The sequence below is a fragment of the Anaerobutyricum soehngenii genome (assembly GCF_009697165.1).
Lineage (GTDB): Bacteria > Bacillota > Clostridia > Lachnospirales > Lachnospiraceae > Anaerobutyricum > Anaerobutyricum soehngenii.
Map to the genome: position 1 here is coordinate 59,856 of NZ_VULP01000013.1, position 14,944 is coordinate 74,799.

12 protein-coding genes, 2 tRNA genes and 1 pseudogene are annotated in these 14,944 nt (G+C 39.1%); 2 read left to right on the plus strand and 13 right to left on the minus strand.

Features of this window, described 5'->3' with window-relative positions:
• The first annotated feature begins 12 nt into the window (after positions 1-12).
• A complete protein-coding gene (lpdD, locus tag FYJ25_RS07750) occupies positions 13-369 on the plus strand; it encodes a prenylated flavin chaperone LpdD (RefSeq protein WP_154580975.1) in 357 nt (118 codons plus the stop codon).
• A gap of 496 nt (positions 370-865) precedes the next feature.
• Here the strand turns inward: lpdD and FYJ25_RS07755 are convergent, their stop codons facing one another.
• The 10 genes and pseudogenes from FYJ25_RS07755 to FYJ25_RS07800 form a co-directional block, all read right to left on the minus strand.
• Positions 866-1,489, minus strand: a complete 624-nt coding sequence (locus FYJ25_RS07755) for a metallophosphoesterase family protein (protein WP_154580976.1) — start codon at positions 1,487-1,489, stop codon at positions 866-868.
• 742 nt (positions 1,490-2,231) lie between these two features.
• Positions 2,232-2,723, minus strand: a pseudogene (locus FYJ25_RS07760) (DUF4867 family protein); the annotation flags it as partial.
• Complete coding sequence (locus FYJ25_RS07765) at positions 2,710-3,192, minus strand: Na/Pi cotransporter family protein (protein WP_330578308.1); 483 nt, start codon at positions 3,190-3,192, stop codon at positions 2,710-2,712. The gene FYJ25_RS07765 and the pseudogene FYJ25_RS07760, both read right to left, overlap by 14 nt.
• A 129-nt stretch (positions 3,193-3,321) precedes the next feature.
• Positions 3,322-4,242: an RluA family pseudouridine synthase gene (locus FYJ25_RS07770; protein ID WP_154580977.1), complete on the minus strand. Its 921-nt coding sequence runs from the start codon at positions 4,240-4,242 to the stop codon at positions 3,322-3,324.
• Positions 4,243-4,467: 225 nt separating this feature from the next.
• A complete protein-coding gene (locus tag FYJ25_RS07775; RefSeq protein ID WP_154580978.1) occupies positions 4,468-4,998 on the minus strand; it encodes a phosphatase PAP2 family protein in 531 nt (176 codons plus the stop codon).
• 88 nt (positions 4,999-5,086) lie between these two features.
• Positions 5,087-5,173 (minus strand) — tRNA-Leu (locus FYJ25_RS07780).
• A gap of 54 nt (positions 5,174-5,227) precedes the next feature.
• A tRNA-Tyr gene (locus FYJ25_RS07785) sits at positions 5,228-5,309 on the minus strand.
• 710 nt (positions 5,310-6,019) lie between these two features.
• Entirely contained in the window at positions 6,020-8,140 is a 2,121-nt protein-coding gene (locus FYJ25_RS07790; RefSeq protein WP_154580979.1) for a glycoside hydrolase family 13 protein, read from the minus strand.
• A gap of 99 nt (positions 8,141-8,239) precedes the next feature.
• A complete protein-coding gene (locus tag FYJ25_RS07795) occupies positions 8,240-9,826 on the minus strand; it encodes a DEAD/DEAH box helicase (protein WP_021907089.1) in 1,587 nt (528 codons plus the stop codon).
• Between the two features lie 221 nt (positions 9,827-10,047).
• Positions 10,048-10,866 (minus strand): carbon-nitrogen family hydrolase, encoded by an 819-nt coding sequence (locus tag FYJ25_RS07800; protein WP_154580980.1) that lies wholly within the window; start codon positions 10,864-10,866, stop codon positions 10,048-10,050.
• A 201-nt stretch (positions 10,867-11,067) separates the two neighbouring features.
• Here FYJ25_RS07800 and trhA point away from each other — a divergent pair, with 201 nt between their 5' ends.
• Positions 11,068-11,727: a PAQR family membrane homeostasis protein TrhA gene (gene trhA, locus FYJ25_RS07805; protein WP_154580981.1), complete on the plus strand. Its 660-nt coding sequence runs from the start codon at positions 11,068-11,070 to the stop codon at positions 11,725-11,727.
• A gap of 159 nt (positions 11,728-11,886) precedes the next feature.
• Here trhA and FYJ25_RS07810 read toward each other — a convergent pair whose 3' ends face one another.
• The 3 genes from FYJ25_RS07810 to FYJ25_RS07820 form a co-directional block, all read right to left on the minus strand.
• The gene (locus FYJ25_RS07810; RefSeq protein ID WP_154580982.1) at positions 11,887-12,195 is read right to left on the minus strand and encodes a GIY-YIG nuclease family protein; all 309 of its coding nucleotides are present in this window, start codon (positions 12,193-12,195) and stop codon (positions 11,887-11,889) included.
• Positions 12,196-12,497: 302 nt separating this feature from the next.
• A complete protein-coding gene (locus tag FYJ25_RS07815; RefSeq protein WP_096241292.1) occupies positions 12,498-13,313 on the minus strand; it encodes a M23 family metallopeptidase in 816 nt (271 codons plus the stop codon).
• A 55-nt stretch (positions 13,314-13,368) separates the two neighbouring features.
• Positions 13,369-14,376 (minus strand): SpoIID/LytB domain-containing protein, encoded by a 1,008-nt coding sequence (locus tag FYJ25_RS07820; RefSeq protein ID WP_167513793.1) that lies wholly within the window; start codon positions 14,374-14,376, stop codon positions 13,369-13,371.
• Between the last annotated feature and the right edge of the window lie 568 nt (positions 14,377-14,944).

Genomic DNA, 14,944 nt, shown 5'->3' on the forward strand with positions numbered 1-14,944 from the left:
TTGGAGGACACTATGAAATTTCACAGAGTTTTACTATTTACTTCTATCCAGATGGATATCACACCGGTAGGCGGTGATCTCCACGTACTTCTTACCTGTGGTGGTGAAAACCGCCTTGGATGTACCGCATTTTCCACACCGCTTCCAGACACTGACCCTGTCGAATGCGAAACATCTGTCATTACAGATGTAGAAAATCCAGAAGATCTCTTCTGCCCATACATTGCAGAAAACCTCTGCAAAAAGACCGGTCAACGCGTACTATGTACTGGTGGCATCTTTGTTGAGGAACCAGACGAGCATCAGATTGATAAACTTTATGAAAATATCGATGAAATGATAATGGACTGGGTACATTTTTTAGATTAATTTAGAGGAATAGACGAAAAAAGAAATACTACCATATCCCATCTGCTCTGTAGTCGCTGTGCTTAAGATGCTCATCCGCATCTTAAGCCCGCTCCGAAGCCGCATCTGGGATATGGTAGTATTTCTTTTTTCTGTGTTTTGGCTCCAGAAGGAGCGGCTACATTAGTCTTTGGTAGGGATGAAGGAGGAGAGAGGTCAGAAGGCTGATGCTTACTCAAAAAGTATATTGTCCAGAAGATTATTTTCTCTCTTTAACGAGCAGAAAAATAAAGGGGGATTGACTTTAGGATTCGCGAAACAGTATCAGAATAAACCACGACCTTCTGCCCTCTTCTCCTTATCCTCCCTAAATACTATTGCATTCATTCCTTCTGGAGCCAACAAACAGAAAATAAAAAGAATAGACCATAGCAAATGTAATGTGAGAGCAAGTAAAAATGCCGGACAGGCATTTTCTGCGTAGCGATATCTTTACAATTGCTATGGTCTATTCTTTTTATTTTCGTCTGTCCTCTCCTAATGAATAGTAATCGATCCATTCATCTAAGGTTCGTGGTATATAATCTGAATACATGCAAAAACAGTTGAGCATATTACAGGGAATCGGCATAGGTTCTTCATCGTATTTTCCCTGTTTTTTTGTTTGTCTTGTAATCTGGCAGAACTGCCGCACAAGCTGTTCATCGAGCGTATCATGTACGTGACCGTAGAGCATGTAGGTGAGTGGTTCTCCTTTTTTATTTCTGCGATACTGTCCGTTGTAACAGAAAATCGGGTAATGGGATAAGACTACTTTTCGGCGGTTATCATGCATCTCCGCATAAGGTTTTATCCAGACAAAGCGTTCTTTATTGAACTCGCTTTCTTTTAAATATCTGTCATGATTTCCTTTTATCATATAAAGTCTGCCGTTAAGCTGATTTAAAATCTCATTTGTCTGCTCTGCTTTTCCTACGGAAAAATCGCCAAGAATCACCACCTCATCTCTGGTTCGCACTCTACTGTTCCACTGTTTTATCATATAAGCATTCATTTGTGCTGCATCCTTAAATCCACGACAGTCCATTTGTGTATTTAGACTTTCGTGAAAAAAATGCAGATCTGAAATATAATATCGCATACTCTTCTTACTCCTCTCTAAAAAGTTCTGTCTAATTTAATTCATAAATAAAATCCTTTCGTTTGCCATAGGCGGAAACCCACTACCTTTAGGTGGTGGGAGGAGCCTTGTTAACTGTTACCCAATATGCTACAATAGCCGTAGCAGTTCTTAAAGAGAAAACCGTTAGATGTGCTACTCATTAAAGACACTCTTTTGTACATTGACAAGATATGAGGTTGCAATACGAAATTCGTGTATTGCGTAAAATCTTAACCGTAAAAGATTTTTTTACTGTATAGCATGGGAAGTTTAGTACCTGATACAGTTACAGATGAGCATGTCTTGTCTGTAAAGGGTGCTGTCAGCCACCCTATGATGTAACGCCACTTTAGATAGCAATATCTATCGGGGATTAAAGGTCGGAGGTGTAAGCCGTTAGTACGACTGGGCAGTTACAAGCCCATGACCTTTAGGTCGTGGGTAGTTGACTAGGTGAATGGGCATGCCGACAAGCTCTGGTTTTAAATGAATAAAATCTGACTCGTTTACAAATATGATTTATAATTTTAACCCCGCTAAAGCAAGCTCCCGAAGCAAGAAGATACCCTATATCTGTGGCTTTAGAATGAGGATTGAATGTAAAGCTTTTAAGAAAACATTCACCTCGCAGTGATAGAATCACAGATATAGGGTATCTTCTTTTTTAAGAATTGTCTAGAGCGTGTTTGAAAAAGGCTTTTTCAAACACGCTCTAGTGTAATTAAATTACCAGATCATCCACAGAAATATTCTTTCCGGTAAGTCCGATAAAGGCTCCTTCTTCCCCACTTTCTTCATGAGCGATAAGCCATTTATTCTTGGCAAAAAGTAACTTTTCTTCTGGCAATTTTTCTTTCTCTGCTTCTGCTCCAAGTGTTACACCTAGTGGAAAATTGGTTCCAAATGGTAAAACAACTCCCATCTTAAATGCGTAGTCATTCTCTTTTGTTCCGATCGGTACATAATGGAGTGTTGTTGCATACAGTTCTACTGCGGTTCCTGCCGGAACGAAAAATGCTTCTAACTGTGCTGTATCATATGTAAAGTCTTCTGTAATATCTGACTGATGACCTAGTAATAAAATAATATCTGTTACTGCAACATTCGCCTCAGAAGAACGATGATATTCTAATGCATTCAGCATCTTATTATGTCCACTGCAATATCCGATTTCTACGGAAAGTTCACCGTAAAGTGTGTTAGATAATTTCTGGCGGAATTCTGCTCAACGCACCTGTCATACTGTTAATTCCTAAGAATAATGCACCAAATCCAAAGATTACCTCTGAAATCTTTCTTGTTATCGGCTTATTGCCAAACATCATCAGGCAGGCACCTACAAAGATGATATACGGTGCAATGGCAGTCAGTTTCAAAGAAACAAGCTGTGCAGTAATTGTCGTACCAATATTGGCACCAAATGTAATACCAACGGACTGTTCCAATGTAAGAAGTCCTGCATTAACAAAGCTGACCTCCATAACCGTAGTTGCCCCGGACGACTGAATAATCGCAGTAAATATCGCACCAAAGAAAACTGCAACGAATCGATTCTTGGTCACACGATCCAAAATGACACGCATCTTGTCACCCGCAGCCTTCTGCAGCCCCTCGCTCATGAACTTCATACCAAATAAAAATAAGGCAAGTCCACTCAGCAGTTCTGTAAGCATAACTAACATGATATTATCCTCTCTTTTGTTTTCTACATAATTTTGTAATGATTTCTTCAGGTTTCTACTTAAATCTTACCCAAATTTTTACTTAACCATTACATTTTCTTTACATGCCATTATGTATTCTAATATATTTTATCCTAAAAGAAAAGTCAAATCTTTTGGCATTTCCGACTCGATTCTCATTACTTTTTGACAAAACGGATGTATGTATGTCAGTCTATGCGCATGCAATGCTGTTCGGGAAATCCCCATTTCTGGACCATCCCCGTAAAAAGAATCCCCTAAAAGCGGACAGCCAATCGAAGACATATGAAAACGAATCTGATGTGTTCTTCCGGTTTCAATCACAAGAGATACAAGACTGAACTTTTCAAAACGCTTTACAATCCGAAAAAATGTCTTTGCTGTTTTTGCATTTTCACCCAGTCCTGCTTTCATTTTTAACTTATCTCCATCCTTAGTATCCCTCATCTCTTCCATTGGGATTTCAAGAACACCATTCTCTGGAAGGTTCCCTTTTACAAAAGCAAGATACTCTTTTACTAAAACGCCCGTCTTCCTTTGTCTGATCAGTCTTTCTGCTGTCACGCTGTTCTTTGCAATTCCTAAAATACCCGAAGTTTCTTTATCTAAACGCCCAATCAAATGTATATTACTTCTCTTATTATTGAAGCTTCCCTTCTCCTCAAAATATGCCTGTACCCCATTAATCAGGCTATCACATGTATGCCCCTTCGATGGATGTGACACAATTCCAGTCGGCTTATCCACAAAAAATAAATCTTCATCTTCATACAAAATATGAAGATTCATCTTTACCGGTGCAATTTTACTCTGCTTTTCCTGCGAATCTTCCAACATCACTTTTAAGAGCTGTCCTTCTTTTCCCCTTGCTCTTACTGTCACTCTTTCCTCATCTAGCAAAATTCCCCGCTCTTCATGCTTTACAGAGCGAACCTTTTTTGTTGTAAGCCCCAGCACTTTTTGCATCAGAAAAAGAACCTCTTTCCCATCGTCAGCAGGACCCAGCCGATATTGTAAAAAATGTGCCATCCTTACCTCCAGAAAAAATATATGAAACTTTTTTGTCAGTTTTGCACAAACTTTTAAGTCTCTAAAAAAAATACATTATTCAAGTCGAGAAGACTCTCACTGAGACAAATTTTCTATCACTCACCACCTGAAAGAGGTGGGTGTCTTCTCGACTGAGATAAACTTCAAATACTGTCATGAAAAATCATCTCAAAAAAAAGCAACTGAAAAAACATTAAGACTACATCAATTCATCCCCGAATGTCTCGACATTCTTAATGTAACCTTATACCCTATATAACCTGAAATTACTCCCACAACAGCTCCACCTAAAACATCTGTTGGATAATGAACATATAAATACATTCTGGAAAATGCAATAAAACAGGTTAAAATAAGCGCGATCTTCCACAGTCTTTTCTCCCCCGCTAAATAAAGCGCCACTACCGATGCAACAGATGCGGCAGTATGCCCTGATGGAAAAGAATAATCCTGTGGCTTTGCAATAATCAACTGAATCGCTGTATTCACATCAAATGGTCGTATTCTTGCGACAAATGGCTTCAAGATCACATTACATAATATCAGATTCACAATTAATGCTGCCGCCAGAATCACTCCGCTTTTTCTCGTTTTTGGAATCACTAACAAGATTATTGTCAAAAGAATCCATATAAAACCTACATTCCCAAGTTTTGTAACATTACTCATGAAAACATCCAGAAATGTAGTTCGTATTTCCTGTATCAAATTCAAAAATTGTAATTCAATCCCCATAAAACCATTTCCTCCTATTCAAGAATTCCCATAAAGTAAAAAAGGCATAAACTTCAAAAAAGTTTATGCCTTATCTGCTTTCTTATAATGCCGGCGATCGGAATCGAACCGATACGGGAGTATAAGTCCCGCAGGATTTTAAGTCCTGTGCGTCTGCCAGTTCCGCCACGCCGGCAAAGAAAAAACCGGACAATCCGGTACTTCTTATGCCTGATATTACTCAGACGAATGGGCGGAGGTGGATTCGAACCACCGAAGCAATTTGCAGCAGATTTACAGTCTGTCCCCTTTGGCCACTCGGGAATCCACCCATTCAAGTCGCATTACTGCGCCTGACAATATCGTATTATATACTATCTCGTTTCAAAAATCAAGTACTTTTTTAAATACTAATTTGCTGGGGACACAGACGCCGCTTTAGCAGAAGATATTGAGCTGAATTGTAGTTAGTCTTCTAAAGAAAAAAGAATGGTTATAAGTTAGATTTTGTTCCGTTGCGCTAAACGCTTCATTTTGCCTCAAAAAACGAAAACTTCGGAAAAACGAATCCGAAGTTTTCAGAGTCAAAATTCCACAGCGCAAAGTCACAAAATCCAATACTTATAACCATTCTTTTTTCTTTATCATAGTTTTCTTACAATTCCGCATAAAGTTTTGTTTCAGCGGCTGTCTGGTTTTGATAACAAATAGCAAATTAGTGATTTCTGTTGGAAAGAGAAGGGGATTCTCCAGAAGATTATGGTTTTTAATCAGAGAACTGTTTCCCCATAAGAAAATATTCTTCATCTGGAGCCTTTATTTGGATGAAAACCATAACCTTCTGGACAATCCCCTTATTCCCATCCAAGATTTAAATACTAATTTCCATCTGGAGCCAAAGAACAGAAAAAAGAAATAATACCATATCCCAGATGCGGCTTCGGAGCGTGTTTAAGATGCGAATAAGCATTTTAAACACAGCGACTACAGAGCAGATGGGATATGGTATTATTTCTTTTTTCGTCTATACAAAATCTACAAATTAGGATTTTTTTATGGTTTTTAATAGGATGGAGGATACTCTTGGAAGGGTGATATCCAGCACTCCTGATGTTACCGGATGCACCTTCTTCTCCATCGTATAGCCTTCCTCATTACTCATGATAACTTCCACCATATCCTCGTTATCTGTAACGCCGACTTCCCATACAGAAATTTTAACTCTTGCTTCATCAAAGCCAGCATTAATCAATACGATCATTTTTTCGGTATCGGTAAAACGCCCATAGCAGATTACCTTGAAGCCGCCATGGAGGTATTTGAGTGAGCCTCGCATCAGTGCAGTTTCTGCTTTATGAATTGCAATGATATCTCTGTGATACTGGATGAGTTCCTGATCTTCTCTGCCCCATGGATAGGTTCTCCTGTTATCCGGGTCAGTCCAGCCGCATAGTCCGGCTTCATCTCCGTAATAGAGGGTTGGTGCGCCTGGCCAGGTCATCTGTATCATTACTGCCGCCCGCATGATTCCTTTATTAATGTTTTGGTTGGCAGCTTCTGGTCCAAGGCTTGCGGTACGTCCTACTGTCTGATTCGTTCTTGTCAGGAAACGGGAATGGTCATGATTGGACAGCTCATTCATGGATACCATAAGTGACGGATACTGAAATCTTGACATATGATATACCATTGCATCAACAAATGCCTGTGTGTTGCCAAGAAGATCTCCTCTTCTCTCATCGCTGTGCTTTTCCATTCCGGTTAAGAACCAGGTAACCGGCTCCATGAATGCACTGTAATTCATGATAGTGTCCCACTGATCTCCCATCAGCCAGGAGCCTGCATCATCATAATGTTCTGCCAGAATGATGGCTTCCGGATTGGCTTCTTTTACTGCTGTTCGGAAGTCTCTCCAGAACTGATGATTGAATTCTTCACTCTGCCCTAAATCGGCTGCCACATCAAGGCGCCATCCATCTGCATTATATGGAGGGGAAACCCATTTTCTTCCGATATGCAAAATGTAATCATAAAGCTGTCTTGATTCTTCATAATTTAATTTTGGCAAAGTTTTGTGACCCCACCAGCCGTCATAATCATCGTTATACGGCCATGCATTCTGGTTATAAAATTTAAAGAAATGACGATATGGACTGTTTGCATCAACAAATGCACCTTTTTCATAGCCATACTGATTCTCGTAAATCCGCTCTGCATCCATCCATTTATTGAAGGAGCCGCAATGATTAAATACACCATCGAGGATAACGCGCATTCCTTTTTTATGCACTTCTTCTACAAAATGTACAAAGAATTCGTTACTTGCCTCAAGATTACGCTTATCTGTAACACGAGAAATATATTTGCTCGCATTCATGTTATTATTTTCCCAGTCAGGTAATGTATTTCCCTCATCTACGACAATCTTTCCATAGTGTGGATCAATGTAATCATAATCTTGAATATCATATTTATGATTAGAAGGAGAGACGAAAATCGGGTTGAGATAAATGACATCCACGCCCAGTTCTTTTAAATAGTCAAGATGATCAAGCACACCCTGCAGATCTCCGCCATAGAAGTTCCGCACATCCATCTGTTCCGGATAACAATACCAGTCATCGATTTTCTTCGATGGCTCCTTTATATAAATATATTCTCTGTTTAAGACATCATTTGACGGGTCACCATTTGCAAATCGATCTACATAGATCTGATAGAAAACTGCTCCTTTTGCCCAGTCCGGTGTCGAAAAGCCTGGTGTTACTTTATAATTAAAGAACGGCTCTAAGTCTCTTGCCGGACCCTTCTTATTGAAATAGCAGCAGATACCTCCGGAATGAATCTCAAAATAGTAATCCGCTATTTCTGTTCCCATAAGGAAGCTGCTCTCATAAAAGTCAAACCTCTCTGTTTTGGATGCGATGTGCATTTCCTTTTTCTCACCATTGACCCATAAATATACATGTTCTGCATTCTCTCTTGCAGTCCGGAAGCGAACCGTTACTTCATCCCCTGTCTTTGGTTCGAGTGGATTCATATAGTTGCTGCTTCCATCTGTAAATAACGCCTGAAAATTCAATACCGGTTTTGTATGATAGCTGTGAAATTGCAGTTTTTCTGCTACAGAAAGATTCCGTATTAGATTTTGAACCATCTCCATAATAAACTACCCCTCTGCTGTTTCTTTTCTGTCTACTTATAATCTATTCGTAATTACTTTACACCTTGCAAATAAAGCTTTTCTTTCTTACTTACTTTCTTACTTTCTATTTGCAGGTTCTACGTTAACGGATTTACCTTTAATCTTTACATTTTTCATTGCTTCTAATACATCAGAAGCAACTTCTCTTGGTACTTCTACAAAAGTATACTTGTCGTACATATCAATCGTTCCTACAAGATTACCTGAAATTCCAGATTCTCCTGCAATCGCACCTAAAATATTTCCCGGACGGATTCCCTGTTTCTTTCCGATATTGATAAAGAGACGAACCATTCCTTCTTCTGCACCAGTATCACCAAAGTCTTCTTTATTGCCAGCATCTCTGCCATCTGCAGTTCCAAGAATTTCTGCAAGGAAAGCTGCTGCTACATCCATTGCTGTATAGTCTTTTTCATTTACGAAATCTTCTACCATGGAAATGTATTTATTTAAGTTCTGATCTTCGATATAGTTGTCGATACGGTCAAAAATCTTCTCTACTCTTGTTTCTGTTACATCATTGATTGATGGAATTGGCTGTGCCTTGATCTTTGCCTTGCAGTAACGGCGGATATCTTTTAACTTATAAACTTCTCTTCCTACAACAAAACTGAACGCCATACCGGTTCTTCCCGCACGACCGGTTCTTCCGATACGATGTACATAATATTCCTCATCCTGTGGAAGGTCGTAGTTAAATACTGCATCTACATCATCTACGTCAATACCTCTGGCAGCCACATCTGTCGCTACAAGAATATCGGTCTTACCGCTTCTGAAACGGTGCATAACACGATCACGCATCGTCTGCTTCATATCTCCATGAAGTCCTTCTGCAAAGTAACCTCTTCCCTTAAGGTCAGCTACTAATTCATCTACGCCCTTCTTTGTATTACAGAATACAACAGACAGCTTTGGATCATAAATATCAAGAAGTCTTGATAATACCTCGCTCTTATTCTTAGGACGCACTTCATAATAATATTGTGTGATATTCGGAACGGTCAGTTCCTTTCTGATCACTTTAATTGTCTCCGGCTCTGTCTGGTAAGCTTTGGCAAGCTCCATAATCGGCTTTGGCATTGTCGCAGAGAAAAGCATCGTCTGTCTTTCCTCAGGCACTCCGTTTAAGATTGTCTCGATATCTTCACGAAATCCCATATCAAGCATCTCATCTGCCTCATCTAAAACAACCGTATGGATATTGTCAAACTTCACTGTTTTTCTTCTCATGTGATCCATCATACGTCCCGGTGTTCCGATAATGATCTGTACACCTGACTTTAACGAACGAATCTGTTTGGAAATCTCCTGCCCTCCATAAATTGGAAGAATCTTTACAGATGCCATATATTTTGCAAGCTTACGAATCTCATCCGCAACCTGAATCGCAAGCTCTCTTGTCGGACAAAGAACGATTGCCTGTGGTTTTTTAAGCTTCGGATCGACCTTCTGTAAAATAGGAATACCAAACGCTGCCGTCTTACCTGTTCCTGTCTGCGCCTGTCCAATCACGTCTCTTCCGGAAAGCTCTACCGGAATCGCTTTTGCCTGAATCGGGGACATCGCCTCAAATCCCATATTGGCAACCGCTTTTAAAATCTCCGGTCTTATATCAAGTTCTGTAAATTTTACTGTCTCCATGTAATGTCTCTCTTTCTATATTAAGGATGCAATAGCTATTCTCTATCGCAAAAAAAAAGCTCTATCATCCAACAGGAAATAGAGCTAAGTTAACGGCACTCTTGTCTTTAACTGTTATCTACATTTTCTTCTTAAATATCATAGCACAGGTAAAAATAGCCGTCAAATAGAAAATTCCTTCCTTTTTCCCGCTAAAATACAGCACTTTTCCACATTTTTTTCTAAAGCATTGAGTTTTTCCACATTTTAATGTAAAGTTCTTCTCTTCTGTCATTCTTCATAGGAAATGTTTTACGCATTTCTTTGATGACTCCCGGATCGATATCTCCAATAAGAAGACATTCCTCTTCTCGAATGGTTGTTATCACCTCTCCATCCGGTGAATAAATCGCAGAATGTCCGTTATAATGCAGTCCATCCCCATCTCCTGTCCGGTTCACCCCAACCATATATACCTGGTTTTCAATCGCTCTTGCTTTAAGAAGTGTATCCCACTGATCAATCCTTGACCTTGGCCAGTTCGCTATCACAAATATAATCTCACTTTTTTCTGAACTGATCTGAAAAATCTCCGGAAAACGTAAATCGTAGCATATAAATGCCCCCAGCGTTGTATCTTTCCATTCTACTGACTTTAACTTTCTGCCTCCCTGATAATAATCCCCTTCAAATCCGTAAGAAAAAGGGTGAATCTTCGCATAATTTAACTTTAACTCTCCATTCTCTGCAATCCCAAGACGATTATAATAATGATTCCAATCCGGATGTTCTTTCAAGCGCTCCTCCGGTACTGGTTCTGTATATCCAAAAACAGTCAGCATCTTGTACTTTCTGCTCATCTCCTCAAAAAAATGAACCTGTTTCTCTGCTTTTTCTCCTGTTTCTTCCACATTCATTGAAAACCCGGTCAGTGTCATTTCCGGAAATACGATACAATCCACCTGATTCTCCACTGCCTTCTGAAAAAACTCTTCTACTTTCTTTTTATTATCTTCAATATTCTCCCAGCTTATATCCATCTGGGCCATTCCAATTCGCATATACGTCTTTTTCTCCTTTTTTCTGTTAAAAACTAAGTTATTCTCTTTATTTCTCTTATTTATATTTTTTTCTGAAAAACCGCTCTTGAATTCTCAAACCTTCTGTGCTAATATCCATAATAACAGTACATGGTTTTTAAAACTACATCATATAATACTTATATGAATCTTATATTCATTTTACAACAGGAGGTTATCATTATGAACAAAACAAGCAAAAAGTTTAAAGATCCCGGCAGTGCCATTACTCATTTAATCGCTATGATCGGTGCAGTTATCTGTGCCTTCCCACTGATCGGCAAAGCGGTGCACACGAATAATTCTATTGTCGTTTTTGCCATGAGCGTATTTATCAGCAGCATGATTCTTCTCTATGGAGCAAGCACCCTTTATCATTCTTTCGATATTTCCAAGAAGGTAAATCTCTTCTTTAGAAGAATCGATCATTCTATGATCTTCGTACTGATCGCCGGTTCCTACACACCTGTCTGCTTACTGGCACTTGATAAAAAGCAGGGAATTCCACTGCTCATTCTCGTATGGTCTACTGCAATCATCGGCATTATTATAAAGATCTTCTTTATTAACTGCCCACACTGGGTGAGTTCCATCATCTATATCGGAATGGGCTGGACATGTGTACTTGTCTTCAAGCCACTCCTTGCCAACCTGCCAGCCAGTGCATTTGCATGGCTCCTTGCCGGAGGCATCATCTACACTGTCGGCGGTATTATCTACGGATTAAAACTTCCGATTTTTGATAAGCTTCCAAAAGACTTCGGCAGCCACGAAATCTTCCACCTCTTTGTTATGGGCGGAAGTATCTGCCATTTCATCTTTATGTATGCCTATCTAATGTAAGGCCTATACTGCCTGGACATTCTTGAATTATCCGGCATAACGAGCAATTCTGTATCTGCCTTACTTAATATTCTATAGATAACTTATAACACACTTTATATCCTTAAATCAACAAAGATTAAAAAAAGCCCTCTCTTATCCTTTATTATCAGAGTATATTTAAAAAATACTCTGACAACATCGAATAAGAGCGAGCTTTTTTTCTCTGGGAAGCTGCTTAATCGCATACTCCCTTTTCATCGCTTCCTGTTTCGTATCATACTCCTCAAAATATACCAGCTCCACCGGGCGGCGGTTCTTCGTATACTTAGCACCTTTTCCACTGTTATGTGCCCTCAACCTCTTCTCAAGATTATTCGTCCAGCCTGTATAAAGAGTCTCATCACTACATTTTACAATGTATGTATAATTCACCTGAGATGTATTGGGTATTCTATCATCTGCTCTTTCTATTCTGCTCTCTTCCATCTGTTACCTTCTAAATTATTACCTTCTAATTGCTATCTTCCAATGGTTTCTTTCCAACATACTTATACTTTAGTATAACATATTTTCTCTTATCTGTATTTTCTTTTTGGGAAGCCCACATCAATGGACTCCCCTATTTTCATCAGCCGGAACGATCGGTAAATCAGACGATATGGCAAATGACTGGCTGTCACCTGTAAAATATAGAAAATAAATAAGAATGATACACATGTTGGCAGATTCCGGCTGTATTTTTATTCCTGTATGCAACTACTATATGCAAAATAAATTCGGACGTTCCTCTAGGAACGCAAATACTTCACCGGATTCACCGCTTTTCCTTTATATGTCATCTTAAAAAATACATTTGGTCCCTCTAAAACAAATGATCTGGTAGGCTCTGCCACTGTTCCGATCACATCGCCTTCCTGAATGTCATCCCCAATCTCATAGTCAACATTCTCAAGTTGTCCACAATATGCCTTATAGTAATTCCCAAGTAAGATCGTCACCATTTTCCCATAACGATCTGTATCTTCTATATTAACAATCCGTCCATTTCCCGGAGAAACAACTTCCTCTCCTACTTTTGCCCCGACAATAATTCCGTCATTGCAAGCATACTGGTCAAGTGTTGTGTAATACACCGTCGCATCCATACTATAAGGAAGGATAATATTCCCCATCACCGGCCATGTCAACTTCTTTCTTCCATTATAGTTGTACACAGCATCACTGCTTTCTATTCCACTTCCACTTCGTTCACGATCTGTCGTTTGTTCATCTTTTTGTTCATCAGAATCTTCTTTCTCTGTAACTGCTCTGTCATTTGTCTCCGTCTTATCATTCGTTTCTTCGCCCCATTCTGCATCCATATCATTATTCTCTGTAGAATCTGATGCGGAACCTGCTGCTGAATCCGTATCACTTCCAGACACCGGGCCTATCACATCATTACTTTTTTCTGTATTCTCTGTTTTTGTTTTGTTATCAGACTTTCTCCCATCGGCATTCCCGATCTTAATATTGTAAGCAGTAAGCACTGATAAAATTAAAAAAGCTGCAATCACCAAACTTGAAATATATTTTTTTTGGAATGAGTTATTTGGTCTTTTCATATCATCACCTCTGGCTATAGTCTTTACCAGAAAAATGAAATTTATACACCAAAAATTAATCTAAAATTTTCGTTCCGGGATAATAATAGGATAATATCGTTGCCGTAGAAAGCTGCTTCTTTGCCAATGCATTTGCCCCGTAAAGGCTCATTCCCATATCGTGTCCTTTTCCGACAGTAACCATGCGGAGTTTTCCATTATAATTTTCCAAGTAAAAATTGGTGGAGTTTAGGTCAAAGATTTTCTTCCATTCTTCTCCTGTCCATTTATTGTCTTGTGCCATAATTTCCTGCACAAATCCATTGTCCGTATGTTTTGTGATTTTCAAGCTGCTTTTTAATATTTTTATATTCTGTTTTTTATCGATTTTTTCCAGCCTGCCATTCTTATCCGCTTTGATAAGCTTCTGTAGTACTTCATCATAAGGAAGAATCTTCACATCCATGTAATCGGACGATTCCACATCCTGACTACTATCCACGCTGATTAAATACGGTACAGCTACGGAATAGATTTCTTCCGAGGAAACCGTTTTCCCGATACTGACTTCATGATAAAGTGCATCCGCATATTTATTCTCGTAAGTAAGCACCTGTCCAAAAGTTGCATCGGAAGCATCCTCGAGTTTTTTCTTTATTTCTAAATACGCTTTTCTCCCATTATTTTCCTCTAATTCTTTCATGGAAACATAATCAAGATTCAGATTTTTTTGCTTTATATTTTTTATTATTCCTATGTTTGCTACATCTGCTACCTTACCTTCATTCTGTGTAGCTGATGCATTTTTGCTGCTATTTTCACCGGAAGCTACCTTCACAAAATTTGTTCTGCAAACAATCATCCACGCTTTCAATGCTTCCTCCTCTTTTATGTAGGATAACTCGGAAGCAGCCATGCCGATGACAAATTGTTCTCCGTCCATCTTTTCTCCATTTTTCATCTCAACAGTAATTCCCATCTTCCTGTCCGCAACGCCCATATTCCCGGAGATGAGAAGGGTGCTAATAACGGGGATAAAGAGGGCACCGAAAATGAAAAGGAGATATAACGCTAATTTCTTCATTGTATAATATATGCGGGAAATAACTATTTGATTCATTAGAGAAAACAAACGAAAAAAGAAATAATACCATATCCCAGATGCTCTGTAGTCGCTGTATTTAAGATGCTCGTCCGCATCTTAAACACGCTCCGAAGCCGCATCCGGGATATGGTATTATTTCTTTTTTCTGTGTTTTGGCTCCAGAAGGAATGGATGCAATAGTCTTTGGAAAGAGAAGGGGGCGAAATCAGAAGACTACTGCTTGCTCAGAAGATGATCTCATCCGCATCCTAAACACACTCCGAAGCCGCATCTGGGATATGGTATTATTTCTTTTTTCTGTGTTTTGGCTCCAGAAGGAATGAATGTAATAGTTTTTGAGAGGGAAGGGGAGACTGTCCGAAAACTCGGATAATCTAATCTGATGAGAAAAAGATTGATATGCTCTTGTGAGCGTTCAATATAAATTAAAATTGCACATTGAAAACTGAATAAAGTACACAGAAATCGTGCATCTATGTTTCAGATATAGTATAATGAAACCAGAGAAAAATTGTTCTGAGGTGAATTGAGATGCCATATGTTTCAG